The 6,553-nt window shown below is 63.4% G+C and carries 7 protein-coding genes; 2 read left to right on the forward strand and 5 right to left on the reverse strand.

The features are described 5' to 3' along the window. A partial coding sequence (locus B2J89_RS20375; protein WP_169170688.1) for a M48 family metallopeptidase occupies positions 1 to 483 on the forward strand: 483 nt, incomplete at its 5' end. A gap of 200 nt (positions 484 to 683) precedes the next feature. Beyond that, on the forward strand, positions 684 to 1,268 hold the full coding sequence (locus B2J89_RS20380; RefSeq protein ID WP_169170689.1) for a YSC84-related protein: 585 nt from the start codon (positions 684 to 686) through the stop codon (positions 1,266 to 1,268). 410 nt (positions 1,269 to 1,678) lie between these two features. Here B2J89_RS20380 and B2J89_RS22540 read toward each other — a convergent pair whose 3' ends face one another. The 5 genes from B2J89_RS22540 to B2J89_RS20405 form a co-directional block, all read right to left on the reverse strand. Continuing rightward, positions 1,679 to 1,921 (reverse strand): hypothetical protein, encoded by a 243-nt coding sequence (locus B2J89_RS22540; RefSeq protein WP_205763917.1) that lies wholly within the window; start codon positions 1,919 to 1,921, stop codon positions 1,679 to 1,681. A gap of 299 nt (positions 1,922 to 2,220) precedes the next feature. Further along, complete coding sequence (locus B2J89_RS20390; RefSeq protein ID WP_240965103.1) at positions 2,221 to 3,138, reverse strand: hypothetical protein; 918 nt, start codon at positions 3,136 to 3,138, stop codon at positions 2,221 to 2,223. A 147-nt stretch (positions 3,139 to 3,285) separates the two neighbouring features. After that, positions 3,286 to 3,843 carry a pilin gene (locus B2J89_RS20395; protein WP_305792660.1) on the reverse strand — a complete coding sequence of 186 codons (558 nt, stop codon included), beginning with the start codon at positions 3,841 to 3,843 and terminating at the stop codon, positions 3,286 to 3,288. A gap of 792 nt (positions 3,844 to 4,635) precedes the next feature. After that, positions 4,636 to 5,301 carry an FHA domain-containing protein gene (locus B2J89_RS20400; protein WP_169170690.1) on the reverse strand — a complete coding sequence of 222 codons (666 nt, stop codon included), beginning with the start codon at positions 5,299 to 5,301 and terminating at the stop codon, positions 4,636 to 4,638. Between the two features lie 43 nt (positions 5,302 to 5,344). Beyond that, on the reverse strand, positions 5,345 to 6,133 hold the full coding sequence (locus B2J89_RS20405) for a Stp1/IreP family PP2C-type Ser/Thr phosphatase (protein ID WP_169170691.1): 789 nt from the start codon (positions 6,131 to 6,133) through the stop codon (positions 5,345 to 5,347). Between the last annotated feature and the right edge of the window lie 420 nt (positions 6,134 to 6,553).

Here is a 6,553-nt window from a genome sequence, read left to right on the forward strand (position 1 = left end):
GCCTTCTGCATGCCCGGCGGCAAGATCGCGTTCTATACCGGCATCCTCGACCAGCTCAAGCTCAGCGACGACGAAGCCGCGATGGTCATGGGCCACGAGATGGCGCATGCGCTGCGCGAGCACGCGCGTGCGCGCATGGCCAAGAGCGAGGCCACCAACCTCGGCCTGCGCCTGGGCGCGCAATTGCTGGGCCTGGGCGACATGGGCAACCTCGCCGCCAACCTGGGTGGCCAGCTGCTCACGCTCAAGTTCAGCCGCGGCGACGAGAGCGACGCCGACCTCGTCGGCCTGGAGATGGCTGCGCGCGCCGGCTACAACCCCGAAGCGGCCGTGACGCTGTGGCGCAAGATGGGCCAGGCCACGGGCGGACAGGGCGGCCCTGCGTTCCTCTCGACCCACCCCAGCGGCCCGCAGCGCATCCGCGAGCTCGAGGAGAACGTGCCCAAGGTGCAGGGCCTGTATGCGGCGGCGCGCCGCCGGTAAAGCGTGCGCGCGGGCCGCGGCGCGCAGGGGCAGGCCGCGCGGCGCCCGGCGTGTAGGCGCACAGGCCGACTTGATGCCGCGTTGACTCAAGCGGTGCGCAACCCCATTACCATAAAGACCAGACGTGCGCCAGCGCGGTTTTTTTGGCCGACACCTGGGCGCGGTTGAAGTTGTTCCACCTTTCATCCAGGAGGTCTTCCATGAAAACACTTTCACTCCGCTCTTTGCTGGTCGCTGCCGTGGTGGGCACCGCCGGGGTTGCCATGGTCGGTTGCACCACCACCAAGGAGAGTGCCCAGGCCTCGCCGCGCGCGGACCGCGCCTCGCTCGAATCGCAGGCCAACGCCACGCTGTCGCGCCTTTATGAAACGGCCCCCGGCTCGCGCGAACTGGTCGCGCGCGCCAAGGGCGTGCTGGTGTTTCCGGCCGTGATCGGCGGCAGCTTCGTGATCGGCGTGCAGCACGGCGAAGGCGTGCTGCGCGTGGCCAACAAGACGCACAGCTACTACACCACCACCGGGGCTTCCATCGGCTGGCAGGCCGGCGGCCAGTCCAAGGCCGTGATCTATGTGTTCAACACCCAGGACGCGCTCGACAAGTTCGTCAACGGCAACGGCTGGTCGGGCGGCGTCGATGCCACCGTGGCAGCAGGCCACATCGGTGCCAACGGCAGCATCGACACCACGACCGCGCAGGCCCCGGTCACCAGCTATGTGATGACCAACACCGGGCTGGAGGCGGGGGTGTCGCTGCAGGGGTCGAAGATCACGCGGATCACGCGGTAAGCGCTTCGCAGCTTCCGTGGCCTGACCCGCAGAGCGTCTTCTGCGGCGGGCACACAAAAAAACCGGTGCCATGCCGGTTTTTTTGGGCCCGAGAGTGCAGCGCAGGGCCGCTACAACCTCCCTGTGCCGGTCGGGATTCTGACCCCCCATTAATTTCGGCAGGCGCACAGCCCCGCCGCTCCTGGATCGAGGGGTAGTCCGATGCCTCGGGCGACTCGGCCGTCCAGACGCGCACCGGTTTCAAGTCCACATAGGCTATCGCCGCCAGCAGCGCCTGCTCGTCCAGCAGCGCCTAGCTTTTAAAGCGCCCCTCCCAAAAGCGCCCCTCCCAAAAGCGCCCCGTGCAATCGTCCTCGACATTGGCCTGGCGCGCCAGCGACTCGTTGAGCACGCGCATATACCAAGACAGGTCAAACAGCCGCGCGCGGAAGGTTTCGGCCAGTTCGTGGACTTTTCCTGCCCATGGCAGCGCGCGCCTGCGACAAGTAGCGCTGCACCAGCAGCGGCCCGGTAAACAGCTGCGTCCAGCCCTGCAGCACCTCTTCGGTGCTCCACTGCTGCGCCCGCGCGCTGTCGATGTGGACAACCACGTGGTAATGGTTGCTCATCACCGCATAGGCCGCCACGTCGATGGCAAAGATGTGCACCAGCATCTTTGATGCGCGTGGCAATCCAGCCCCGGCGGTGCTCGAAGCTCTGGCCCCTGTGGTGGTGCCCGCACAAGAGAAGGCTCGGCGCACGCAGCGCGAGACGCAGTGGTACCAAGCGGTATCTGGCAGGCTGACCTATGCAGAGCTGGGACGGGTCATGGCGGGATTTCAGAGCGCGGGGTGTGGGCGCAGGGGAATGGAGGCGGCGGATCTGTCAAACTAAGTGAGTGTCCTGTAGTTCCTTAGTTTTCCTGGCGTTTGAGGCACTTTTCATCTAAATTTTCAGGCCAACCTGCCCCAACTCAAAACCCATCCAGATGCGCATACCCCCGCACGCGGGCAGTAACGGGGTCGAGCAGCACCACCCAGTTAGTAGCGCGGCGGCTGACCAGGGGAAGCCAGCGCAGGGCATTAGGGTCGGTGGTTTCGCCGGGCTGGGCATCAGCAATGGCGCTGGTCACGGCGGTGTCGAGCAGCGCGGCTTGGGCGGGGTGCTTGGCGCGCAGCTCGGTCAGGGGGCGGGCGCGCTGCAGCACCTGCGGCACACTCCGAGCGTAATCTTGCCACCAACTAGGGCGCTGGCTGGGCTCTATGCCTTGGATCGAGGCATCAATACTATCCAACTGCTCTTGCCCGGATATGGCCGCGCGGATGCCCACGGTGCGCGGGCGCGACAGGCGCCAAGGCTTAGCCCAGTCGGGCGCATGGACAGCATCGGCCTCGTCTAGGTCGGCAAAGCCGATCACCCGAAAGCGGTCGACCTCGTGCACCAGCGCCACAGGACGTGCGTAGCTCAGGGTTTGGATGCCATAGCCCAGCGCCAACAACTGAATGACGGCCACCAAAGCCAAGTCGCGCCGCAACTCGGCTCGCGATTTGATAGGGTTAAACATCACCAGCGTGAGTAAGGGGCCGCAAACCAAGTCGACGCCAACAACCAGCCAGAACAATTCAGCACCGCCAACCAGTTCGCGCAGCGATCCAGGAAACCAAAAACCAAAAACCAAAAACGCAGTGAGTCCAGCGACAGCGGCAGACAACACAAAATGCAGTGCCGCTGCACACAGGGCATCGCGAAAGCGGGTTTTCAGAGCGGCGGGTGCAATGGTGATGGAAGACACGAGCGCTTTACTTTTATAAATGAAGGGAGCAGAAGGCGAGGGATGGATTGGCCATCTTTTCCAGGGGTGGAATAAAAAACGGATTTTTATTTTCGGCATGACCGATAAGTTTTCATAGCGCGATTAACCTGAAAGCTGCCACTGCAATGGATGTCTTAGAATTAATAGCTTCTCATCGCCACCAACAACAAAAACGCCCGCAATTGCGGGCGTTTGATGTGCCATGCGCTTTTCAGCGCAAGTCCCTTAACGGCACTCAGCGGGTGCGTACTTGGCCACCAAGGTAGCACCGTTCGCTGCACCATCGACGACCGCTTTGCCCAATGCATAGCAGGTCCACTTAATAGCTCCGCCAGGAATGGTGCCGGCTGCCAGAATCGCACCAGCCGACGTAGGAGCCAGCTCCAGTTTTTGACCTGAAGCAGTGGCAGCATAGGTCACGGTGATATGGCCAGTAGCCGTGGCACCCTCGACCGAGACCACGTTCTTGGTCAGCGGGGTTCCGGCAACACCGCCGTTCAGCGAGCAGGTACCCGTTGCAGCGCAGAAGGTTGTGCCTGCAACGTTGGTGGGCATGCCCTTGAACAGGCCACCCTCGGCATCCGGCGTGCCATTGGCTGCGTTATCAGCGACGGTAGGCTTCAGGCCTGAAGCCAGTACCAAGCCTTCGGTTACTTTGGCGCGAACGGTGTAATCCTGATAAGCCGGCAACGCCACAGCAGCCAAAATACCGATAATAGCCACAACGATCATCAACTCGATCAGCGTGAAACCCTTCTGGGTCATTTGCATAGAGCGCTTCATAAATCTCTCCTCAAAATCAATTGCAATAAAAAACCTGCAGAAGGACTCTCAGGTTCGTAACGGCAGAAGCAGGTTCCGTGCCAGGCCTTGGGTGCAACAAGACGTGTCAAATTTTGCAAAATTCAGCCGCTTCTAGCGCTGTACTGTTGCCTCTGCGCACGTATCTGACAATTTTGTCGCTCAAATGGTGTCACAAGGTGCATCTTTGTCTTACAAATTGAATGCGTGCCACTTGTAGCGAGTCAGTGGCAGCGCTGACCTGCGCAGGCACCAATTCTTCACACCGCGATGGCATTCTTCAATTTCAGGTGAAATTGGTCTCTAGCCCTTGTGCAGAAAGCGCTGACAGCTATCAAAACAGGATCTCCAATGGTTCTCCGACTGCATCTCGGGGATTTCCGTCGCCAGCTATCGCACGGCCGGCAGGTCGCGCAGGCTCCCATCGCCGCCTCAACCCTACATATACTCCATCTGCGTATCCGCCAGCTCTACCCGCGGGGAATAAAAACCCCGTTTCCTTCTGCAGCGATCGACTCAGTAATTTGCTCAAATTCATGGATCAGCCGGCAGAGGGCAAGCCGCCTGCGGTGTCCATTGCTGCAAAGGCTCATGCCCTGCGGGCCTCGCTGACGTTGGCGGGCAAACTGGCCTAGACGCTGGAAATAGGGGGCGTGTTCTGATTTCTAATGAACTCAGTTCCTAATGCTTATGCAGTAAGCATTAAAAGCTATTAAACAAGGAGCGCTGATCGCGCCCACCTGTCTACCGCCGCCGCCTTCGCGGCCAGCCCGCTCAAGGCGCTGCCCCCGTCACCCCCTGCACAAACTGCATCTGCGTGCCCGCCAGTTCCAAGCGGTCGCCACTTTGCAGGGGTGCAGCACTATTTTCCACCGCTGCGCCGTTGACCCGCGGCAACTCGGGCCCTTCGACGTGCGCAAGCACGAAGCCCTGGTGGCGGCGCGTGATGGAGGCCACGGCGACGCCGGGTTTGCCGATGGTGGTGACCACCTTGGTCAGCGCCACTTCGCGCCCGGCGGCGGGGCCCGTGAGCACGCGGATCACGGCCGGGCTGGCGGCCGCGGCAGCGGGCACCGTGCGCGCCAGGGGCCGCGGGGCGCTCGCCATGCGGTGCTTGACGACCACGGTCGTTTCGTAGCCCTCGGCTTCGGCCTCGTCGAGGAAGCGGATCTTGTACTTGCTCAGTTCGACGGTGTCGCCATGGCGCAGCAGCTGGCGCCCGATGGCCTTGCCGTTCACATAGGTGCCATTGGTGCTGTTCAGGTCCTCGATTTCGACAGCCTGCGCTTCCAGCATGTGCAGCACGGCGTGCTCGCCGCTGACGGCCAGGTGGTCGATGACGATGTCGTTGTAGGGCCTGCGCCCGAGCGTGGTGCGCTCTTTGGTCAGCTCGATTTCCTTGATGGCGACTCCATCGATCGAGAGGATCAGTTTGGGCATGGCCAACTCCTGGTGGTGGGGTGCATAAGGGCGTGCGGCTGGGTCAGGCGGCCTTGAGCCAGCGCGACATGAAGCTGCGCCGCGGCTGCGCCGTGCCGGCCTGGGCCAGCAGCACGCTGATGTTGTCGCGCCCGCCATGGGCGTTGGCGGCGGCGATGAGGCGGCTGGCCTTCTCTTCGAGCGGCACATGGGCGGCCATGAGGGCGGTCAGTTCGGCATGGTCGAGCATTTCGCTCAGGCCGTCGGAGCACAGGAGAAACAGGTCGCCGGACTCGACCGGGAATTCGGTGGTTTCGAGCTGCACCTGGGACTCGACCCCCAGCGCCCGCGTGACGAGGTTGCGGCCCAACGACAGCGCCGCCTGCCGCGGCGTGAGCAGGCCGGCGTCGACCTGCTCCTGCAGCCACGAGTGGTCGCGCGTGAGCTGCATAAGCTGGCCGGCGCGCAGGCGGTAGCCGCGCGAATCGCCCACATGGCCGAGCAGCAGCCGGTGGCCGCTGAACACGGCGGCCACCAGTGTGGTGCCCATGCCGGCATACACGGGGTTGGACTGGGCAGCGTCGAAGATGGCCCGGTTGGCGCTGTCCACGCAGGTTTCGAGGGCGCGGCGCAGCGCGCGGGCGGGCACCGGAGAGCTGGCCTGCGCGAGCCAGCGACCCATTTCGGCGCAGACGGAGGAGGTGGCCATGGCGGCGGCCACTTCGCCGGCGTTGTACCCGCCCATGCCATCGGCCAGCACGGCCACCTGGGCGTGTGCGTCCACGGCCACGGCGTCTTCGTTGTTGGCGCGCACCCGGCCGCAGTCGGTGCGGGCACAGAATTCGTATTTCATGGGGTCCGGCCAGCCCCCGGGCGAGCACAGGCGGGGGCAGCCGCATTCATCACGGTGTCTTGCAAATCCGCCATGGGGTGGTGCTCTCCAGAGACGTGGCCTGCATCATAGACGAGGCTTTGGCGGGTGCTGGTGGGCGCCGGTCGCACGGCCTCGTCATGCGCTCTGTGTAGCGCAGATCCTGGCCCTCTGTTTGTTCTTTTCACCCACGGCACCTTTGGTAACTGACTGTAATATTTTACAGAAGCACGGGGACGCCGGTGCGTTGGTGGTGAAGCATCCGGCAGCGCGTGCCTGCGTGCAGCATGTTGGCCCGCCGCAGTGGCCCTGGAGGGCTTGCCGTTCGTGTCAGGGTTTGGGGCGCCGCCGCAGGCCTGTGCCTGCCATCGCCGCCATCGGCACATGGTCTGCGGCAGGCCG

The sequence above is a fragment of the Acidovorax sp. SRB_24 genome (assembly GCF_012931925.1).

Coding starts and splice junctions, on each gene's coding strand:
- B2J89_RS20395 (WP_305792660.1), bottom strand. CDS start 3,843: ATGAAGCGCTCTATGCAAATGACCCAGAAGGGTTTCACGCTGATCGAG.
- B2J89_RS20405 (WP_169170691.1), bottom strand. CDS start 6,133: ATGAAATACGAATTCTGTGCCCGCACCGACTGCGGCCGGGTGCGCGCC.
- B2J89_RS20380 (WP_169170689.1), top strand. CDS start 684: ATGAAAACACTTTCACTCCGCTCTTTGCTGGTCGCTGCCGTGGTGGGC.
- B2J89_RS20400 (WP_169170690.1), bottom strand. CDS start 5,301: ATGCCCAAACTGATCCTCTCGATCGATGGAGTCGCCATCAAGGAAATC.
- B2J89_RS22540 (WP_205763917.1), bottom strand. CDS start 1,921: ATGCTGGTGCACATCTTTGCCATCGACGTGGCGGCCTATGCGGTGATG.
- B2J89_RS20390 (WP_240965103.1), bottom strand. CDS start 3,138: ATGCCGAAAATAAAAATCCGTTTTTTATTCCACCCCTGGAAAAGATGG.